This is a genomic window from Psychrosphaera aquimarina (genome assembly GCF_032461525.1).
Lineage (GTDB): Bacteria > Pseudomonadota > Gammaproteobacteria > Enterobacterales > Alteromonadaceae > Psychrosphaera > Psychrosphaera aquimarina.
Genome location: NZ_JAWCUA010000003.1, coordinates 146,293 through 164,681 on the forward strand (window position 1 = coordinate 146,293; position 18,389 = coordinate 164,681).

General features: G+C 37.6%; 19 protein-coding genes, 1 tRNA gene and 1 riboswitch. Of the genes, 8 read left to right on the forward strand and 12 right to left on the reverse strand.

Features of this window, described 5'->3' with window-relative positions:
- Window positions 1–62: 62 nt before the first annotated feature.
- From RT723_RS03815 to RT723_RS03825, 3 genes are all read right to left on the reverse strand, one after another.
- A complete protein-coding gene (locus RT723_RS03815; protein ID WP_315945943.1) occupies window positions 63–263 on the reverse strand; it encodes a hypothetical protein in 201 nt (66 codons plus the stop codon).
- Between the two features lie 198 nt (window positions 264–461).
- Window positions 462–1,643, reverse strand: a complete 1,182-nt coding sequence (locus RT723_RS03820; RefSeq protein WP_216056590.1) for an acyl-CoA dehydrogenase — start codon at window positions 1,641–1,643, stop codon at window positions 462–464.
- Between the two features lie 263 nt (window positions 1,644–1,906).
- Window positions 1,907–1,981, reverse strand: a tRNA-Arg gene (locus RT723_RS03825).
- A 305-nt stretch (window positions 1,982–2,286) separates the two neighbouring features.
- On the opposite strand from RT723_RS03825, the gene RT723_RS03830 reads away from it, so the two are divergent.
- Window positions 2,287–2,469 carry a MerR family transcriptional regulator gene (locus RT723_RS03830; RefSeq protein WP_216056635.1) on the forward strand — a complete coding sequence of 61 codons (183 nt, stop codon included), beginning with the start codon at window positions 2,287–2,289 and terminating at the stop codon, window positions 2,467–2,469.
- On the opposite strand, the gene RT723_RS03835 is transcribed toward RT723_RS03830, so the two are convergent.
- The 5 genes from RT723_RS03835 to RT723_RS03855 form a co-directional block, all read right to left on the reverse strand.
- Window positions 2,466–3,335 carry a phosphotransferase family protein gene (locus RT723_RS03835; RefSeq protein WP_315945944.1) on the reverse strand — a complete coding sequence of 290 codons (870 nt, stop codon included), beginning with the start codon at window positions 3,333–3,335 and terminating at the stop codon, window positions 2,466–2,468. The genes RT723_RS03830 and RT723_RS03835 overlap by 4 nt on opposite strands.
- Window positions 3,325–3,954 carry a nicotinamide riboside transporter PnuC gene (pnuC, locus tag RT723_RS03840; protein ID WP_216056692.1) on the reverse strand — a complete coding sequence of 210 codons (630 nt, stop codon included), beginning with the start codon at window positions 3,952–3,954 and terminating at the stop codon, window positions 3,325–3,327. The genes RT723_RS03835 and pnuC overlap by 11 nt, the downstream gene beginning before the upstream one ends.
- 12 nt (window positions 3,955–3,966) lie before the next feature.
- Window positions 3,967–4,230, reverse strand: coding sequence for a YkoF family thiamine/hydroxymethylpyrimidine-binding protein (locus tag RT723_RS03845; RefSeq protein ID WP_315945945.1), 264 nt, complete (start codon window positions 4,228–4,230; stop codon window positions 3,967–3,969).
- Between the two features lie 93 nt (window positions 4,231–4,323).
- Window positions 4,324–6,459 (reverse strand): TonB-dependent receptor, encoded by a 2,136-nt coding sequence (locus RT723_RS03850; RefSeq protein ID WP_315945946.1) that lies wholly within the window; start codon window positions 6,457–6,459, stop codon window positions 4,324–4,326.
- Between the two features lie 87 nt (window positions 6,460–6,546).
- Window positions 6,547–6,659, reverse strand: a riboswitch (TPP riboswitch).
- A gap of 37 nt (window positions 6,660–6,696) precedes the next feature.
- A complete protein-coding gene (locus tag RT723_RS03855) occupies window positions 6,697–7,167 on the reverse strand; it encodes a GNAT family N-acetyltransferase (RefSeq protein WP_216056639.1) in 471 nt (156 codons plus the stop codon).
- 131 nt (window positions 7,168–7,298) lie between these two features.
- On the opposite strand from RT723_RS03855, the gene RT723_RS03860 reads away from it, so the two are divergent.
- The 5 genes from RT723_RS03860 (at window position 7,299) to RT723_RS03880 (ending at window position 11,874) form a co-directional block, all read left to right on the forward strand.
- Window positions 7,299–7,787, forward strand: coding sequence for a DUF3299 domain-containing protein (locus RT723_RS03860; protein ID WP_428983591.1), 489 nt, complete (start codon window positions 7,299–7,301; stop codon window positions 7,785–7,787).
- Between the two features lie 121 nt (window positions 7,788–7,908).
- Entirely contained in the window at window positions 7,909–9,327 is a 1,419-nt protein-coding gene (gene ccoG, locus RT723_RS03865; protein ID WP_315945947.1) for a cytochrome c oxidase accessory protein CcoG, read from the forward strand.
- Window positions 9,327–10,316 (forward strand): serine/threonine protein kinase, encoded by a 990-nt coding sequence (locus RT723_RS03870; RefSeq protein WP_315945948.1) that lies wholly within the window; start codon window positions 9,327–9,329, stop codon window positions 10,314–10,316. The genes ccoG and RT723_RS03870 overlap by 1 nt, the downstream gene beginning before the upstream one ends.
- 121 nt (window positions 10,317–10,437) lie before the next feature.
- Window positions 10,438–11,085, forward strand: a complete 648-nt coding sequence (locus RT723_RS03875) for a thiol:disulfide interchange protein DsbA/DsbL (protein WP_315945949.1) — start codon at window positions 10,438–10,440, stop codon at window positions 11,083–11,085.
- Between the two features lie 3 nt (window positions 11,086–11,088).
- Complete coding sequence (locus tag RT723_RS03880) at window positions 11,089–11,874, forward strand: M48 family metallopeptidase (protein WP_315945950.1); 786 nt, start codon at window positions 11,089–11,091, stop codon at window positions 11,872–11,874.
- A gap of 36 nt (window positions 11,875–11,910) precedes the next feature.
- Here RT723_RS03880 and RT723_RS03885 read toward each other — a convergent pair whose 3' ends face one another.
- The 3 genes from RT723_RS03885 to bioH all read right to left on the reverse strand — a co-directional run bounded on the left by RT723_RS03885 (window position 11,911) and on the right by bioH (window position 14,075).
- Window positions 11,911–12,966, reverse strand: coding sequence for a putative metalloprotease CJM1_0395 family protein (locus RT723_RS03885; RefSeq protein ID WP_315945951.1), 1,056 nt, complete (start codon window positions 12,964–12,966; stop codon window positions 11,911–11,913).
- 6 nt (window positions 12,967–12,972) lie between these two features.
- The gene (locus RT723_RS03890; protein ID WP_216056646.1) at window positions 12,973–13,272 is read right to left on the reverse strand and encodes a hypothetical protein; all 300 of its coding nucleotides are present in this window, start codon (window positions 13,270–13,272) and stop codon (window positions 12,973–12,975) included.
- Window positions 13,273–13,382: 110 nt separating this feature from the next.
- A complete protein-coding gene (gene bioH, locus RT723_RS03895) occupies window positions 13,383–14,075 on the reverse strand; it encodes a pimeloyl-ACP methyl ester esterase BioH (RefSeq protein ID WP_315945952.1) in 693 nt (230 codons plus the stop codon).
- An 83-nt stretch (window positions 14,076–14,158) separates the two neighbouring features.
- Between bioH and RT723_RS03900 the strand changes: the two genes are divergently transcribed.
- Complete coding sequence (locus RT723_RS03900) at window positions 14,159–14,899, forward strand: ComF family protein (RefSeq protein ID WP_315945953.1); 741 nt, start codon at window positions 14,159–14,161, stop codon at window positions 14,897–14,899.
- A gap of 3 nt (window positions 14,900–14,902) precedes the next feature.
- Here the strand turns inward: RT723_RS03900 and RT723_RS03905 are convergent, their stop codons facing one another.
- On the reverse strand, window positions 14,903–17,461 hold the full coding sequence (locus RT723_RS03905) for a M14 metallopeptidase family protein (RefSeq protein ID WP_315945954.1): 2,559 nt from the start codon (window positions 17,459–17,461) through the stop codon (window positions 14,903–14,905).
- 151 nt (window positions 17,462–17,612) lie between these two features.
- Between RT723_RS03905 and nfuA the strand changes: the two genes are divergently transcribed.
- Window positions 17,613–18,191, forward strand: coding sequence for a Fe-S biogenesis protein NfuA (gene nfuA / locus RT723_RS03910; protein ID WP_315945955.1), 579 nt, complete (start codon window positions 17,613–17,615; stop codon window positions 18,189–18,191).
- The last annotated feature ends 198 nt before the right edge of the window (window positions 18,192–18,389 follow it).

Sequence of the window (18,389 nt, forward strand, 5' to 3'; positions counted from 1 at the left end):
TAAGCTAACTGGTTATAAATGAAAAAGCCAATAATCTGAGATGTTAAGAGAGTAATCTTACATTACTCTCTTAACAACGAACAGACTAATACAACATCACGAATAACATTAAGTTCGTCATCTATTTCACAATGTGCTTGTAATACTTTCACGCCGTCGGATTGTTTGGTAATTGTAAAAAACTCACGCCCCCGCTCTTGATCCAAACGTTCAGGCTTTTTACTGGTGTATTGCACTGTGCCGCGTATTGTTCTGTGTTTCATGGTCTGCCTTAAAATCTACTTAACTTCCATCAATAGGACTTTATGTATTTTTCAGTCGTTGACCTTTGTCAAATTAACTCTTGTAGAGTCATCTTGTGTATGAAGAGGCGAAAATTTGGTAATAAAAAAGCTCCTGTTTAGGAGCTTCTTTGATAACCATTGATTAAACCTTAGTTAGCTCGGTTTAATTCGCCAGGTTTAATAAAATGCTTGTAGACCCGTTTGAGCACGGCCTAATATTAAACCATGAACGTCATAGGTACCTTCATAGGTATTAACCGTTTCTAAGTTAATCATGTGGCGTATTACATGGAATTCATCAGCAATACCATTACCACCGTGCATGTCACGCGCCATACGAGCTATATCTAGCGACTTGCCACAGTTATTACGTTTCACTAATGAAATCATAGTTGGATCCCAATCACCTGAGTCGATGATTTGACCTACACGTAACGACCCTTGTAAACCTAAAGTAATTTCAGTCTGCATGTTGGCTAACTTAGTTTGGAATAACTGAGTTTGTGCTAATGGCTTATCAAATTGTTTACGGTCTAACCCGTATTGACGAGCTGCATGCCAACAGAATTCAGCAGCACCTAGCGCGCCAAATGAAATACCGTAACGTGCCATATTTAGACAACTAAATGGACCTTTTAAACCGCGTACTTCTGGGAACATATTCTGTTCTGGTACAAATACGTTATCCATCACGATTTCACCTGTGATTGAAGAACGTAAAGAGAGTTTACCTTCAATCTTTGGTGCAGATAGTCCCGCCATTCCTTTTTCTAACACAAAACCACAGATCTTATTATCTTCAGCTTCATTTTTAGCCCAAACAACAAATACATCCGCGATTGGTGAGTTTGTTATCCACATTTTAGATCCCGTTAAACGATATCCACCGTCTACTTTTTTAGCACGGGTTTTCATGCTGGCTGGATCTGAACCTGAATCTGGTTCTGTTAACCCAAAACAACCTATGTATTCACCCGTTGCTAGTTTTGGCAGATATTTTTCTTTGGTTTCTTCATTACCAAACTTATATATAGGGTGCATAACTAAAGAAGATTGCACACTCATAGCGCTACGGTAACCCGAGTCAACACGTTCAACTTCACGAGCCACTAAACCGTAGCTCACATAGTCAACGCCTGAACAGTTATAACCATTAATGGTTGCGCCTAATAAACCTACTTCACCAAATTTACGCATAATATTTGGATCAAAGTTTTCTTCACGATTAGCCATTAATATGCCAGGCATCAACTCTTGCTGACAAAAGTCATGAGACATGTCGCGGATCATTCGTTGGTCTTCAGATAACTGATCATTCAATAATAATATGTCATCCCAATTGCTTAATTCATTGCTCATAAATTTGTCTCATTGTCTGTAATGCCGTCATGCTTTTCCCCTAGGAACATATATTCTTTTTATTTGTCCGGACAAATTTAGTAACTGAGGTGCAAGAAGTCAATCGCAAGAACTAGCAGTAACTAGACGATTTGATATATGGCAAATAGGGGTGCGTAAATAGTCTTGATTACAGGACAAATCTGAACTTAATTGGAATAAAACTATGGTTTAAATTTATTATTAAAGGGACTTTATTGTATTTATTGGTATTTAGGGGAGGTTGGCGCTCTCGGCAGGAATCGAACCTGCGACTCATCCTCCGGAGGGACGCGTGAGATCCACTTCACCACGAGAGCGCACTGCATTAGGCTTGACCTAAAGCGCGAGCATTCTAATCAATTAAATAAGAATTGGCTAGTTTATAAAGGATTAACTTCATACTGATCGGCAATTAATAACACCACAAATTGCCCTCTACCTGTACCTATATTTACTAATATATGGTTTAATTTGGCGATTAATACTTCAAGTTTTATATTTATTGTGATTTTTACTTTTCAAAAGTAATGGATTTGGCTTAGTATAAAAGTAATTTAAACTAGTAATTTCAGTGTTTTTAGCTTTAATTACAAATTATCTTATTTTTCTTTGGAGAAGATATATGTCACTAATGACAATTGATGAAGTTGCTGAATTCCTAGGTGTGAAAGATGTTCGTGTTATTCGTTTAGAGCGTGAGCATTTGTTAAATGCGGCAGATAGAGATGCGGATGACAAACCATTATTCGACAAAGCCGATGTTGAAAAATATAAAGAAATCGCTTTACGTTTGGGCGGTCTTTAATACTCCAAATTCTGTAGAAATCGTATATACCTGTTTGTTTCTTGGTTATTTTTTTGAGCCCATGACAAACAGGTTAATGCGTATATCACTGACCAACTTTGTGCTACTGAAGTAAAACTTTTTTCCTTTAAATCTCTCTGTTTTAAATACACCTCGCATAACCCTGAAAATTCCTTGGCATTTAATTCAAATTCCACCGCTAATGTAGCTAAGTCCCAACGACCATCTCGTACCGTTGCATATTCCCAGTCGACTAACCCAATAGTTAAATCACTGGCTAAGATATTTCCGTCTGACAGATCCCCATGAATAAAGCTTAATATAGCCACGTTGTTTTTTATATTATCTTTGGCTTGTTGAAATACGTTTTTATAAGCTGGAGCGACATCGTTAATATCACAGGGTAATTCATAATTTAACGATTGCACTATGATATTAGGTAAATGCGTTACTTCTATCAGTCGATGAATATATACCAACACTTTACAAACCAATGGTAATTGTTCCAATAAACTCAGCTTAGTGAGATGGAAACCATCGAGTTTTGATGTCACCAGTAAATCGGTTCTTGAGTGAATAAACTCTGGCTGCGGGAGTTGTAACTCTAAAGGGGGTTGCGCTTTTTCCAATCGCTCTGATGTTAACGTTTCTGTTTTAGATTGCAGTTGCTCTAACCAAGAAAGCACTGCATATTCTTTTTGTTGAACATGCTCAGGTACTTGTTTAATAAATCTAATTTTGTCTTTATACGTCAGAAAGGCCGACGGGTGTCGACCTAAATCTATGATTGAGAATGATAAATAATCAGCATACTGCTCTGGCAAATAATTTAACCAAAACTCAGCCGTTATTAAGTCATGATTCATAATGTATTGCTTGATTAACCGGCAGTTGTTTACGCCAAATTAAATACCCTTGCCATGCAAGCCCAGTGTATAAAACAAATAATATTGCCGTAGGGTAGTAGTTCATTTCTACGTATAAAAATATCGATGCCAGATCGATGACTATCCAATACAACCAGTTTTCCAATACTTTTTGCGTCACCATGTAGGTTGTCATCACCGCAAACACCGTGGTGAATGAGTCTAGATAAGCCATTTTTGCGTGGGTGTGTTCATCCATAACGTAGCCTAATACAACAGAGATGACCGTAGCTGCAGCAATCCATTTTATATGTGTTGTAGCCGCCCAACTTACTATACTGGAACTGTCTGTCGCGCTAGCCGTTTTATCGGCTTTACGCCACTGCCACCAGCCATAAATGGCCATTAACAAATAATAGAAGCTTAACAAACTCTCCATTAACAATGCGCCTTGCCAGAATAAAATGGTATAAATTAAGGTTGAGATAAAGGCTGCCGGCCAACACCATAAACTTTCTTTCATTACTAGAATCAGATAGGCAAGCCCTAGAAACACCCCAACATATTCCCAACCTGACATAGCTTCAAAGCCAGCTAATATTTGCTCAAACATATTTATTCCTAAGCACAGTTAACTTGCGTATTTTTGGTACAAGTTACCTGGGATAAATTTACAAGCAAATACGGTGGTACCGTATAATTCAAAACTGGTTTTTAACTCTTGAGTTAATGCCTTCATAACCACATCGTAATCACCAAAAAGCTGAGTACTCATCACATTCGTGACGATAGTAATATCTTGATGTGTGTTGATGCGATCGATGAAATTTTGTATTGCGGCGACGTAATCTACCTCAGCTAAAGGGTACTTACTTATTTCTACACTTAATTGCATTTTTTGTCCTTGTTGCGCTCACATTAGAGAAACCTAATGTGAGTACTGTTTTAAGGTTATGTTGATAACTTATTAACGTTGAATGTACAGGCATTAAAATAGGTAATCGAGTCTAATGCCGATAACTCTTGGTTCACCAAATTGCTCGTAGTTTTTCGCAACCCAGCCATCTCTAGGATCATTGCCAAAATAGAAACCTCGTACACCATATTCTTCATCAGTTAAGTTACGCCCCCATAATGTGACATCAATAACGTCACCTTTATAAGTTAAGCTGGCATTAGCTAAGACGACGGAATCGGCCGTTTCATCATGACTATATGAATAATAAAATTCGTCTTTGCCAGTGAAAGATACATTAGCAATGATATTATCCGTCAGTTGCCAGTCGGCACCCAAGTTAAACTGATATTTTGGCGCGTGGGCTTGCTCTCTACCACTTATATTTACAGACACATCTTCGCCAGTGACAGGATCTTCTTCAAGGCGGTCAATATTGTCTATTTCCGTTTCTAGTAACGATAATCCAGCAAATACCTTGATGCTCTTGGTTAATTTATAATTAACGCTGGTTTCAACACCGTAATTTGAACCGGTAGGGACATTCGACAAATAACCAACAAACACAGGTACAACACTGTTATCCGTTAACCATTGTTTAATTTGCATGTCGTCACGTGTTGAGTAAAACAAGGTCGCCACGGCATTTAACTTATTGTCGTTTGAGTTATATTTTAAACCTAACTCAACATTAGTTAGTGTTTCAGGTTTAAAGCTCGCATGTTCTCTTAATTCAAAATAAAACTGCTGTAAGTTCGCATCATTAAGTTTGCTTAATGCTTCGCCATTTACGCCACCGGCTTTGAAACCTTGACTGACCCTAAAATAAGCTAAAAATGCATCATCGTATTGTTTGCTCGCAGTGAAATGTCCGCCCCACATAGTGTCATCAGTCGAACTTACCGTGCCGTTACTATCGGCATAATCACCTTGATAATTTTCAACTCTTAAGCCGGCCGTAATGTTAATACTGTCCGACAAAGCAAAACGTTTTTCACCATATAACGCGATATTCGCGACGTCATAATCACTTAAAAAGTCAGAGTCGTTCCAAGTATATTGACGGGTTAAATCTGCATTTTTTTGTTGGTTATATAGGCCAACCACCCAATCTTTGTCTTTGCTTGTTAAACGTAAATCAAGTTGATCTGCAGTACGTTTTCTAAAGTAATAATCGGTACTTGAATACCCGTCTGGATGGATTCCAGTAAATGACCAATCGTCGTTGTATTGACCGTAAGCCCAGTCTTCATCAAAACCATAATCTAGATCCGAATTCGAGTGGCTAATAAATAATTCTGCATCTGCAAATGAAAAGCCTTGGTATTTATTTGTCAGTGCTATTGCAGTGGTATCTTGTCTATCAAAACCAGGTTCATCAGACAAAGTAGTGCGATTTAAATCTAATGAAAATGAATCATATCCGTTATTAATATCAAACTTATGTAAAACCGCTTTCATTGTCCATTCTTGGCTCATTTCCACATCTAACATAGCGCGAACAGACAACTCATCAATACCATTGGTGTCTTTACGGCCTAAGTAGGTATTTTCAATATAACCGTCACCGTCTACTTTATTAACGGAGACTCGATATTCTGCTTTGTTATTTATGTCACCACCATACGCTGCAGCCAATTGCTGAAAACCGTAATTTCCCATAGAAACTCTAACTTTGCCTTCTTGACCAGACCCCGTTTCGGTACTCGCTAAGTTTATAAACCCAGCCATGGCATTTGCACCAACGCTGGTGCCTTGAGGCCCTTTGAAAACTTCTACTTGGTCAATATCGAATAAAGTAGCGGCATTAGCGATTTCTGAATAATCGATACGGTCAATAGCCACACCGACTGAAGGGTTAACCGGATCAACAAATTGGCTACGTTCACCGATACCACGAATTTGAAAAAAGCGCGCTCTTGAACTGCCTGACGAATAATTAATATTACCAACTTGTTGTAAAACATCTTGAATATGGTCTGCGCCGCTTTTTTCTAATGCAGCTTTGTTTATTACGTCGATTGAATTAGCGGCATTTTTAGCTGAGGTTGGTAATAACTCACCTTTAACTACAATTTTTTCGATTTCTTTTTTTGAATTTTCATCTGCAATAACAGGCAAAGCCATTGCTAAGCTGACAACAATTAAAGATGGTGCATATGTTTTCATTTGGTTCTCTTGTTTGTTCTATTTGAAAGACAAAAGAGCCGGTCGTAAGCGAGGATAAATTGATGTGTTTTTTAATGCATAACATTGAACGTGTTATGCCTCCATCCCTACGCCGGTACAAGCCGGATCAGGTTCTAAGGATTTGCTTGCGCATCTCAGTCCAAACTCGCCATTGAGTTTGAACACTCCTTGGTATTCGTAGGGAAGTGTAATTATCTATAGGTTAAATTACTAGGGTTATTTGTTGGTCAGACGTCTCATTGCTATATGAGGGATGCCATCTTCTAAGTACATGTCTGAAATTTGCTCAAAACCTAACGTATTATAAAATTTAGTTAAGTGCTGTTGGGCAGAAATGTGACAAGCGTGCTGCGGCCATAAGGTGTCCGCATGCGATAACGCTTCGCGCATCAGTTCATACCCTAAACTTTGTCCTCTGAATTTGTCAGATACAAGCACTCGACCAATGGCTGATTCATTTTTATAAACCACATCGGGGGCTAAAATTCGGCAGTAACTTGTAAGGTTATCTTGTTGATAATTAAACACATGTAATGTTTGTGGATCTCTGTCAATTTCATCTAAATCTGGGTAATAACATTCTTGTTCAACAACAAACACATCAATGCGTAATTTTAATATGTCATATAGTTCATCGGTCGTGAGTTGATCAAACCGTTTAACATGCCAATCTAAGTTTTTTTTCATATTAAATTTTAGCCAAGAAATGATGACTACAATTTAACGCGGTTTAATTAAATTGCCAACGTATAACTTGGCTTTAATCACTTCGCGCTGTATTCTACCCCCATATTTAGCCTTCTAATTGGTCACGTATTATGTTTTTACGAGTTCTGTACTGTGTTATTGCTATTTGTCTAATTGTTACGCCTCTAGTTAATGCAGATCCTATCCCCAAAGAATTAGAATGGTCAGATTTAGTGCCTAAAGGTTTTGATGCTGGCACTCCTGATATTGAACATATAGGCCAAGCGATGGCAGGACCGCAGACAATTAATGCACCTGTAGTAAAAGAATTAGATGGTCAACTTATTAAAATACCAGGTTTTGTTGTGCCGCTTGAAGGTGATGACAACAAAGTAACTGAGTTTCTACTTGTTCCTTATTTTGGCGCATGTGTTCATGTCCCCCCGCCGCCATCAAACCAACTAATCTATGTTACTTTTCCTGAAGGCGCACCTGCCGAAGCGATGTACGATCCAATATGGGTAATCGGTACATTGAGCACTGAAGAATGGAAAGGCGAATTAGCGCAAGTTGGTTACACTATGGTGGGTACTAAAGTTGCTCCTTATGACGACTTTTAGTTACCTAAACTAGAGCTAGATCAAGTCTTTCAGCAATAAATTAGTATAAAGTAATATACTTAATCTTATTAACTCATCATCTTTTGAGTTGTATTTTATTTTTATAAATCTGGATCATCCCATGAGTGATAAAATAGACATAAAAAATATCCCAAGTGACGTAAAAGTCTACCGCCCTGAAGCTGAGAAAGTACAACAGTACAATTTACGAAGCCGAATCTATGTAAGAGCAGTGAAAGGGTTACATCAGATGCTTAGACGCAGAATTGGCATCATATCTTTAGGACTGTTTGCATTATTACCATGGATTCAGTACGGCGACAGTCAAGCAATCTTATTTGATATTGCCAACCAAGAATTTAATATTTTTGGTCTTACTTTATGGCCTCAAGACCTGACTTTATTTGCCACGTTAATTATCATATCTGCTTATTTATTGTTTTTTGTTACTACTTTTTATGGGCGAGTATGGTGCGGATATATGTGTCCACAAACCGTTTGGACCTTTATGTTTATATGGTTCGAAGAGAAAATTGAGGGGACGGCAAATAAACGTAAACGCCTAGACTCTTTGCCTTTGAGCTTCGAAAAAGTATGGAAAAAAGGCCTTAAACACACATCTTGGGTCATAGTGTCGTTATTAACATCACTCACCTTCATTGGTTACTTTGTGCCAATCGATCAATTATTTGTAGAGTTTTTCACATTACAAAGCTCAGGTCTTATTGTGGGCTGGACTTTATTTTTTGCTGGCTGTACCTACGCAAATGCTGGTTGGATGCGTGAAATAATGTGTTTACACATTTGTCCTTACGCGCGTTTTCAATCGTCTATGTTTGATAAAGACACATTTACGGTTACTTATGATGAAAAACGTGGTGAAAAACGTGGCCCAAGATCGCGCAAAAAAGATCACAAAGAGTTGGGGTTAGGTGACTGTATTGACTGTAACTTGTGTGTTCAAGTTTGTCCTACCGGTATTGATATCCGTAATGGCTTGCAATACGAATGTATAAATTGTGGTGCTTGTATCGATGCCTGTGACGAAACCATGGATAAAATGAATTATGAAAGAGGACTGATCTCCTACACCACTGAACATAGTTTAGAAGGTAAAAAAACTCATATTCTTAGACCTAAATTATTTGGTTACTTGCTCGTTATTATTATTATGACGGTGGCTTTTGTTTGGCAAATCACCTCTCGACAACCTTTAGAGTTAAATATAGACAGAGATCGCACCGCACTGTATCGAGAAAATAGTGATGGGTTAATCGAAAATACGTTCACGTTATTAATTTTAAATAAGAGCCAACAAGACAATACTTATACGGTAAACATCGAAGGGTTGGATAATTTTAAATATTTCGGTGATAAAGAAGTGAATGTTTTAGCTGGGGAAGCTTATACTCTGCCTATTAGTTTGGCCGTTGACCCATACGATTTAGACAAACCAGTTACTAACATAGTAATCACGGTGACCTCTAAAGATGGTGAAGTGAAAGTGTATGAAGAGTCTCGATTCTTCAAAGGACGTTAATGAGCAATTTTGATTTTTCAAATCTTGGCCCAGATCTTATTTTAGATGCCATTGAATCTGTCGGTATTTATCCTGAATCTGGGCTGTTGCCCCTTAACAGTTATGAAAATCGTGTCTATCAATTTAAAGCCGACGATAGTCAGCGTTATGTTGTTAAATTTTACCGTCCAGAACGATGGAGTGATGACACGATTTTAGAGGAACACACGTTCTGTGATGAGTTATTAGCTCATGATGTGCCACTAGCCGCTCCCATCAAAATCGACGGGAAAACTTTATTTGAATTTAACGACTTCCGCTTTTGCATATTCAAAAGTGTTGGTGGTCGCATGTTTGAATTAGACAACTTAGACCAACTTGAATGGTTGGGACGTTTATTGGGTAAATTACATAAGGCCAGTTCTAACAGCTTGTTTCAATCCAGAGATACCATCAATATTGAGCAAGAACTGAAAGCCTCGACTGAGGTAATTAAACAAGTAAACTTTATTCCTCCATATTTACAAAATACTTTTTTTAGTGATTTAGCCTTATTAACTGAACGTACTTTAGAGCATAACAATACTAATTATAGAACGATCAAGTTACATGGCGATTGCCATGCTGGGAATATTTTGTGGCAATCTCATGATGCGAAAAGTGATGCCATTTTGGTTGATTTTGATGACTGTTTAAATGGCCCAGCTATCCAAGATATATGGATGATGTTAAATGGTGATCGACAAGAGAAATTGATGCAACTAGATGTACTTATCAATGCGTATGAAGAGTTCCATGATTTTAACCACGCTGAGTTTTCATTAATAGAGCCATTACGTGCTCGAAGAATGGTAAATTATATGGCATGGATTTCTAATCGATGGTCAGATCCTGCTTTTCCTCGTAACTTTTCTTGGTTTGCTACTGATAAATACTGGGAACAACAAATTTTAGCGATGAAAGAACAAATTGCAGCGTTAAACGAAGCAACTTTAAAGCTATTCCCATAGTCAGAAGAACGACATATCAAATAACTTAACCAAGGTTGTAATGTGATATTACAAAAGTAATAATTCGTTAACGATTCAATTTTAAATACAACACAGTTTTTTCAAATAGGAAATACATTCGATGAAAAATTTAATCACATTAGTTATGGCAATATTTATGGTTGCCACTGCATCATCTGCTGAAGAAATAAAAGAGGGTGTGCATTATGAAGTTATTGCCACCACTACAACTGCAACTCCAGAAGTAAAAGAATTTTTTTCCTATTACTGCCCACATTGTCATAACTTTGAACCTCTAGCTGATAGCCTTAAAAAAGCCGCGAAAACGGATAACTTTAAATTTGTAAAAAGCCACGTAGATTTTTTACCAGCAGCAGGACCGGACATTCAAATGATGTTAACTAAAGCTTTGGTTACTTCTGAGGTATTAAATGTTCCAGCGGCTTCTAAAGCAATTTTTGAATATATACATAATCAACGTGGTGTATTCACTAAAGAAAAAGACATTCGTGATCTGTTTTTAATTCACAATGTTGATGGTGAAAAATTTGATAAAGCCTTTAACAGCTTTGCCGTTAAAGCAGCAGCGAATAAAATGAAAAAAGAACAAGACTCTTTATCTCGTCGTCGTGTTCTTACCGGTGTTCCAACATTTATTGTTAACGGTAAATATAAGATTTTAAATAGCGGATTCAAAAATGCAAAAACGTATGATGAATACTTTGCACAAATCCAAGCTGCAGCAATAGAATTAACAAAGAAAAAATAACGATTGTTAGATTTACTTAAACGAACGTTTACTTCTCCTTCAAGTATCTCACCCGAGTTAGTTGAAGGAGAACATCAACTTTATTTACCCACTGAAAACAAGACGATTACTTATCAACTTAAACTAAGTAAACGCCGAACCTCGTTAAGCATAGAAATCAAACAACACCAAATCCAAGTCAAAGCCCCATATTGGAGTGATCTCAACGTTATCGAGTCTTTCTTAATTAAAAAGCAAAGTTGGATAATAGAAAAACAACAGCAACAACGTATTTTCCCAGTCAATCAAAATACCTATCAAACAGGTTCCAAGCTTTTATTGTTTGGTCATTGGTTAACATTAACGGTTAATCATGGTTCTAAATTCCAACTGTCACTTACTAACGATAAACGACTGTTGATAATGACGATTCCTCGTCATATCAAAAAACCACAACAGTATGTTCGCAGTAAACTTGTCCAGTTTTACATTCAACAAGCACAACAATATGTCAGTCCAAAGTTGCAGCAACTCCAACAGGAAATGAATCTGCAAGCAAAGGCATTAGAGTTTAAAGTATATAAACGTCGTTGGGGTTGTTGTTACGCCTCTGGACTCATCCGAATTAATCCTATGCTTATGGGCGCACCACATTGGGTGATAGATTGCGTGTTAATCCATGAGTTGAGTCATTTAACTCATATGGATCATTCAAGCGCTTTTTGGCAATTAAATAAACAATATTGTGAACATTGTGATCTAAGTAAAAAATGGTTATTTGAACATAGCCTTGCTTTGACGTTACTTTAACTATTGAGGTTGGTATCTTCTGCTAGGTGACTTTAATTAAGCGACCGCGCTAAAACCTTGTTCATGTGGGATGGTAGCGGTTGCATATCTATTTGAAATAACTTGAGCCGTTTTACTTTCAAATACCTGGCTTTGTTGAATTTGTTCAGCGTCTTTAGCTAATGCCATTTTATTTGGGTATTCAGCATTGTCATCAACCGACGTGATCGACACAAAATCTAAATCTGATTGGTCAAAATCACCTTCTACGGCCCCAGTTTCAGACGCTGGTAAACTTCCTAATTGAACAGAACTTGGGCTTGTTGAACCCTCTTTTTCAGTACTGACAGACGCATTTTGTTGAACCATTTCTGCTCTAGCGTCGGCTATGTTTCTTGCTGCTTGGGCCGCTACTTTACGATCTTGAGAAGATGGCTCTGCAGGTGCCAATGCAGCAGCTTGCACCGTTTGCATTTTTCGTATTGTCGCTTCAGGCGTTGCTTCTTTTGAAACATCGATAGAAACTTCACCACCAACAGCATATTTTTGGCCATTAGGACCTGTTTGGTACTCATAGCTTGGTGTTCCAGCATACGTCCCCCCAATTGCAGCATGAGCTTGTTCATGCGCTTTTACTTCATTATCTCTTTGCTGTAACTGTTGGATCTGCTGTTGTTCTTGCTGTTGTTGCTTTTGTGCTTGTTCATCCGACGCGTTGTCGCCTGAACCAGCATTATTAATTGACGTAGATTGTGACGAGTTAGATTCATCGTCAGATGCACCTGTAGAGCCTTGATTAGCTTGTTCAGACCCTTTTTCTGGTGAATCTTGTTCTTGGTCTGATGCTTGTTCACCTTGTGACTGTTCATCACTCTCAGGAATAACTTGAGAGTCATAACGATTTGATTGAATATTTTCGTAGGTTGAAACCGAAGGTTGGTTTATTGGAGGACGAACATCTTGCTCTCTAGACTTTTGCGGAACGATGGCAGCTGGTTTTACTGCTGGAGGCACAACCTCTCTCAACGCATTAGCTTTTGCTAATGACTCCGTAGCAGGCGCTGCTGAATTAACAACGACCTGTGGAATATGAGGAGGAATATTCATCGACATAACAAATTAAACCTTTGTATCGATTAATGTACCGATCATGTCATCGGCCGTTCTAATAGATTTAGTATTCGCTTTTGCTAAATGTTCATTAACAGCTAATTTAACAACTTCTTCGGTTAATGACGGTTGAGGTTGTGAGTCTGCCATCGCAAGCTTTTCTTTATTATCAACTTTGACACTTTGAACTTGATCTTGTTCGGTGTTTAAGCGATTAATTTGTACTGCAGCTTCTTCTACACCTTGTTCCGCTTTTTTAATTCCATTTAAACCAGAATTAAACGCGGTTGGCATTTGATCAATTTGCATAATAATCTCAACTTATATCTACTACTACCTTATGTATAATTATTAACCAATACGGTAAATATATAAAGTTTTAATTTGGTTAATCGTTAAAAACATAACAATTAATGCCGTTATGCGGCAATAACATCCAATAACCAAGTTTTAAACTTAATTTTGTCTGAGATAAAAGGCGCATGTGAGCATTTTTCAAAACGTGTTGTTTGAATGTTTGGGTTTAACATTAGGACTTCTTGCTCAACTGAAATCGGTACCAAAGAATCTAATTTGCCAAACAAAGCAAAAACTGGACAAGCGAGTTGCTTAAGTTGTTCTCTTAAATCTACCTTTTGCAAAATATTCAGCCCTTTTTTTAATGCAGTTTGTTCTGGTGGTAATACGCTTAAAACAACATTTTTTAGGGCCGTTATATCTTGTCTTGCCGAATCACTGCCCATGGCTTGAATTGCTAAAAAACGCTCTACCGTCTTAACATGGTCTTGGCTTAATTGGCTCAGAAACAGAGTTAACACATCGGGTTTTATTCCTGGCCAAGTTTCATCTTGCATAAACCTAGGACTAGTCGAGACCAAGCCAATTTTGCTAACTTTATCCGGATAATGAAATGCTAAGTTTTGCGCAATTAACCCACCTAAAGACCAGCCAATAACAACACTTGGTTCATTTATTTGAGCAGCTAACCAATCGGTTAATGAGCATAGGTCATATTCAGCTAATTCAACTCTATTATCACCATACCCAGGTAGATCTAGACACCTAATTCGTTGCTGAATTTCAACGGGTAATAAAGTGTATAACTCCCCCAAATCTGCCTATTCATTCCCCAACCATGCAATAAAATAATTGGTGTTTCTTCAGTGCTTAAATTATAACTAATTGGAGTAGACATGTGATTTATCATAAGGGCAAAAATACATTCTACGATGACAACCCATTTGCTTCAAAAAATAAGGATGTTTTTTTGCAATATATCACCCACAATTTTATTAATGACTGCTTATTATGTGACGGAATCACTCAACAACCGTCCCAGTTAATTTGTAATATATGTTTATCCGATTTAGAGTTATTTCCTCTTGGTTGTGATTTATTAATGTCTTATCCCAATATCTGTGATCATTTAAAACACGATGCTTTATCTGGTCTTGCCGTGGTCAGTAATTACCAATGGCCATTTGAGCAATGGATACCACAAGTAAAATTCCACAACCAAATTAATAGCGCAAAAGTCATGGGTGAATTGTTAAACCAACATCTCAAACACACACAGTGGATAACACCTGATTTATTGTGCCCTATGCCAATTCACCATAAACGGTTGCAAGAACGTGGGTACAACCAAGCCGATTTACTCTGCCAGTTTATTGATTATTCATCAGGGTTAACCATATGTACCGGTTTAACAAGAACCAAATACACCCAAGCACAAACCGAACTTAATAAAACTCAGCGGAAAATGAATATGAAACAAGCCTTCAGTTGTGACGAATCGGTTAAGGGAAAAAGGGTTTTATTGGTGGATGATGTGATTACAACCGGACACACTGCAAACGCCGCAGCTCAAGCTTTGTTAGATGCAGGCGCAACCGCTGTATATTTAGCAGCGATTGCCATCAGAAAATATACTTAGTTTTTATTTGGCTTCTATTGCTTTGCCTAAAAACAGGGCATTAAACATCAATTTGTTAGTGCCATACATAATTGAACGGAAGTTAGGGTTGTCTGTCATGCCAATCACCACGCCTTTGCCATATTTATGTGCGACTAACCCGCTAGCATTAGCAATTTCATTTACATTTGTTTCATCAGCATATCCAGCGATTAAAGGCGCATCAGTATATTTGGCAACGTTAGTAAAAGGGTTGGTCCCCTCAACTAATAGGTCTGTGCGGTTTTTGAATACAGGTAACATTGGCTTGTTATACCCAAATGCCAAAGGATGAGATAAATCTAACTTAAGATTGAAAAAAGCACCGGCAATTCTTTGTTTTCCTGCAATAGATTCCATGTCTGAATAATTTAATTGAGTTTTATCAAATCGTTCATTCATTTCTTTTTGCGTTAACGTCTCTGACTTCAACACGCCATTTTTAGCTAACCATAATGCGGTGCGTTTTTGTGACCATAAAACGCCCCCCGCTTTGGTCCACACTTTTAGTTTATCTATCAGACTGTCATCATCTTTGCTGTAACTACCGTCTGTCATAATAATATGAGTATATTTGTCTAAATCTGTTTTAGATAACCAACGTTTTTCAATAATCGTTGGAGAAAAACCTAATTGTTTATCAAACAAATACCATGTCTCACCCACTTCATATGAGTTGGTGCCAAACCCACCGACAACTAATACATTAGGTTTATAAACCGGCATCATATTGCGACTGCCTAAATCTATACCCGTTGGCGTCAAGCCACTCGTTATTGCAGATACCGGTACTGAAAACTGTTTTACTATATGATTAAACATGGTCACCCAATCGCCATGTTGCAAACCTGCGTTAATTAACATGGTCCCTGCGGCAAACTGTTTAACGCCATTTGGTGTTTTCGCTGTAAATGGTTTTAACGCAGCTCTAACTTTAAAATTAGCATTTAATAACGCGTAGGTTAACGCAGGTGCATGGTAGTCAGCCCAATCAATCGCATAACTATAATTGGCCAATATGTTCGCATGAGCTTTACGCTCTGGTCTTTGCCACTCTTGATCCACCAGCTTAACTTTACGTTTCGACTCTACCTTGTCAAAAGTGATGTTAAACGCCATCGCTAAGTTCCAACTAGATACATCATAAAACGTATTGTCATTGAAACTTTTACGAGTCGAAAATACAGATTGAATAATTCTAATTTGCGGTTGTTTCAGTGGAATATAAACGGAATTTTGTTGGTTATATTGCCGTCCATTTATTTCGGTATTTTTACTTAACGGATACACTTCAATATCGTGTTGCTGTAATAAACTCAATAAAGAATAAAAACGCGTTTTATCATCTTGCTCTGACAATATATACCCGTCGAAATCTATCTCTTTAGCTAGCTCTTTATACTGTTGTGAAAATTCATATTGGAAATCCAACAAGTCATTTTTATTTACAAGACTGCCCTTTAACGTTGATAAAGAAGCCATCACTTGATGTTTGATGGTTGTAGGAAAATCTAACAAACCATTGATTGATTCTTGCAAATGACCACGACTAGACGCTTGCTCAAACAAGATACCAATCGTTCCATGCAAATCCGGGTAAGTAGAACCTTTTCCTGCATAAAAATCATCAAATGACTCTTCGGTAAAATACAATTTATTTTGCTCATCAAAAGCATCAGCATGGAATGTAGCAAGACGTTTAGTTAACTCCACATTTTTATCTGGTGTTAACGGATTTTTTCTAGAACTAATACCTGGTTGAAAGAAAAACGTGCTGTGTGGGCCCATTTCATGATGGTCAGTTAACACATTTGGACGCCATTGATGATATTGTGCGATACGTGCTTGAGATTCAGGGTGTTGTAATAGTAACCAGTCTCGGTTTAAATCAAACCAATAGTGATTAACTCGACCTCTGATCCAATCTTGCACATGTTCACGATTATTTGGATCGGCATTTAAGTTGTGACCTTTGTGTTGATTAGCCCACTGAGCAAAACGACTCAAGCCATCAGGATTTAAACTTGGATCTAATAAGATGACCATTTTATCCAAATACTTTAGCACTTCTGGGTTATTTGAAGCCGCCAAATAATAGGCCACTAACAAAGACGCATTACTTCCCGATGACTCATCCCCGTGCACACTGTAGTTAAGGTTAACCACTAAAGGTAAAGTATCCGAGTTCGGTTTTTTTGAACTCGACAGTCGAGCGATATGCTGTTGCTGAATTGAGTCCAACTTATTATGGTTTGCACTAGAAGTTATCGTAACTTGTAACAATTCACGCTGTTCATGTGACTTACCAATCACTTTAAGTGACACTCGATCTGAATGTTGAGCTAAAACCTTAAAGTACATGACCAGTTGGTCATGTCTTACATGCCAATCTCCTACTTGGTAACCCAGAACCGACTCAGGAGTTGGAATGTTTTCATTTAACTTTTCTTTTGGTAAATAAAAATTCAACTCCACCGCAGTGGCCGCAAAAACACTCAAAATTAGTGAGATAGTGATAAAACATTTGGTAGTAAAACGTAACATGAAGATGAACACCCTTTTTATAGTTGCGTAACCCTACCAACTATCTAGGTTAAATCGCAAATTTATAACTAATTAATTAGTCGATCCACTTGGCTCAAGCGACGAATAAACGTATCATAGTTATACCCTAGTAATTTAGTCAGTTATTTGTATGATCACTATTTCAGAATCAGCTCAAGAACACTTTGTTAAACTTTTGGATAAACAAGCGCCTAAGACACGAATTCGTGTTTTTGTTGTGAATCCTGGCACTCGTACCGCAGAATGTGGTGTATCTTATTGCCCTGAAGAATCAGTAGAAAAAGACGATACCATTTTGGAATTCAACGGCTTTGAAGCTGTTTTAGACCATGAAAGCACTCCATTTTTGGAAGACGCTGAAATTGATTTTGTTACTGATCAAATGGGTTCTCAATTAACGTTAAAAGCACCAAATGCTAAAGCTCGAAAAGTATCCGACGATTCACCTTTACGTGAACGTGTTCAGTACTTTATTGAATCAGAAGTAAATCCTGGTCTAGCGAGTCATGGCGGTAATGTACAAATTGTAGAGATCACTGAAGACGGTTTAGTGATATTGCAATTTGGTGGTGGCTGTAATGGTTGCTCAATGGTTGATGTGACGCTTAAAGAAGGCATCGAAAAACAAATGTTAGCCGAATTTGAAGGCGAAATCACCGGTGTTAAAGATACAACAGAACACCAAGCTGGTGAACATTCCTATTATTAATACCCTTTAAGGCAAAACTCTGTTTTGCCTTTTTTATTTGCCATTACTCCAAAGTGTTAATCTTGTTATGCCAACCGATAAATTACAAAAGTTTTTAGTTAAACAAGGCTCTAATCCACAACAAAGTGTTCAGCATTTTCTGATTGGTTTAGTGTTATTTTTGATTGGCGTGGGTTTAATTTACCTTGGCATTGATCA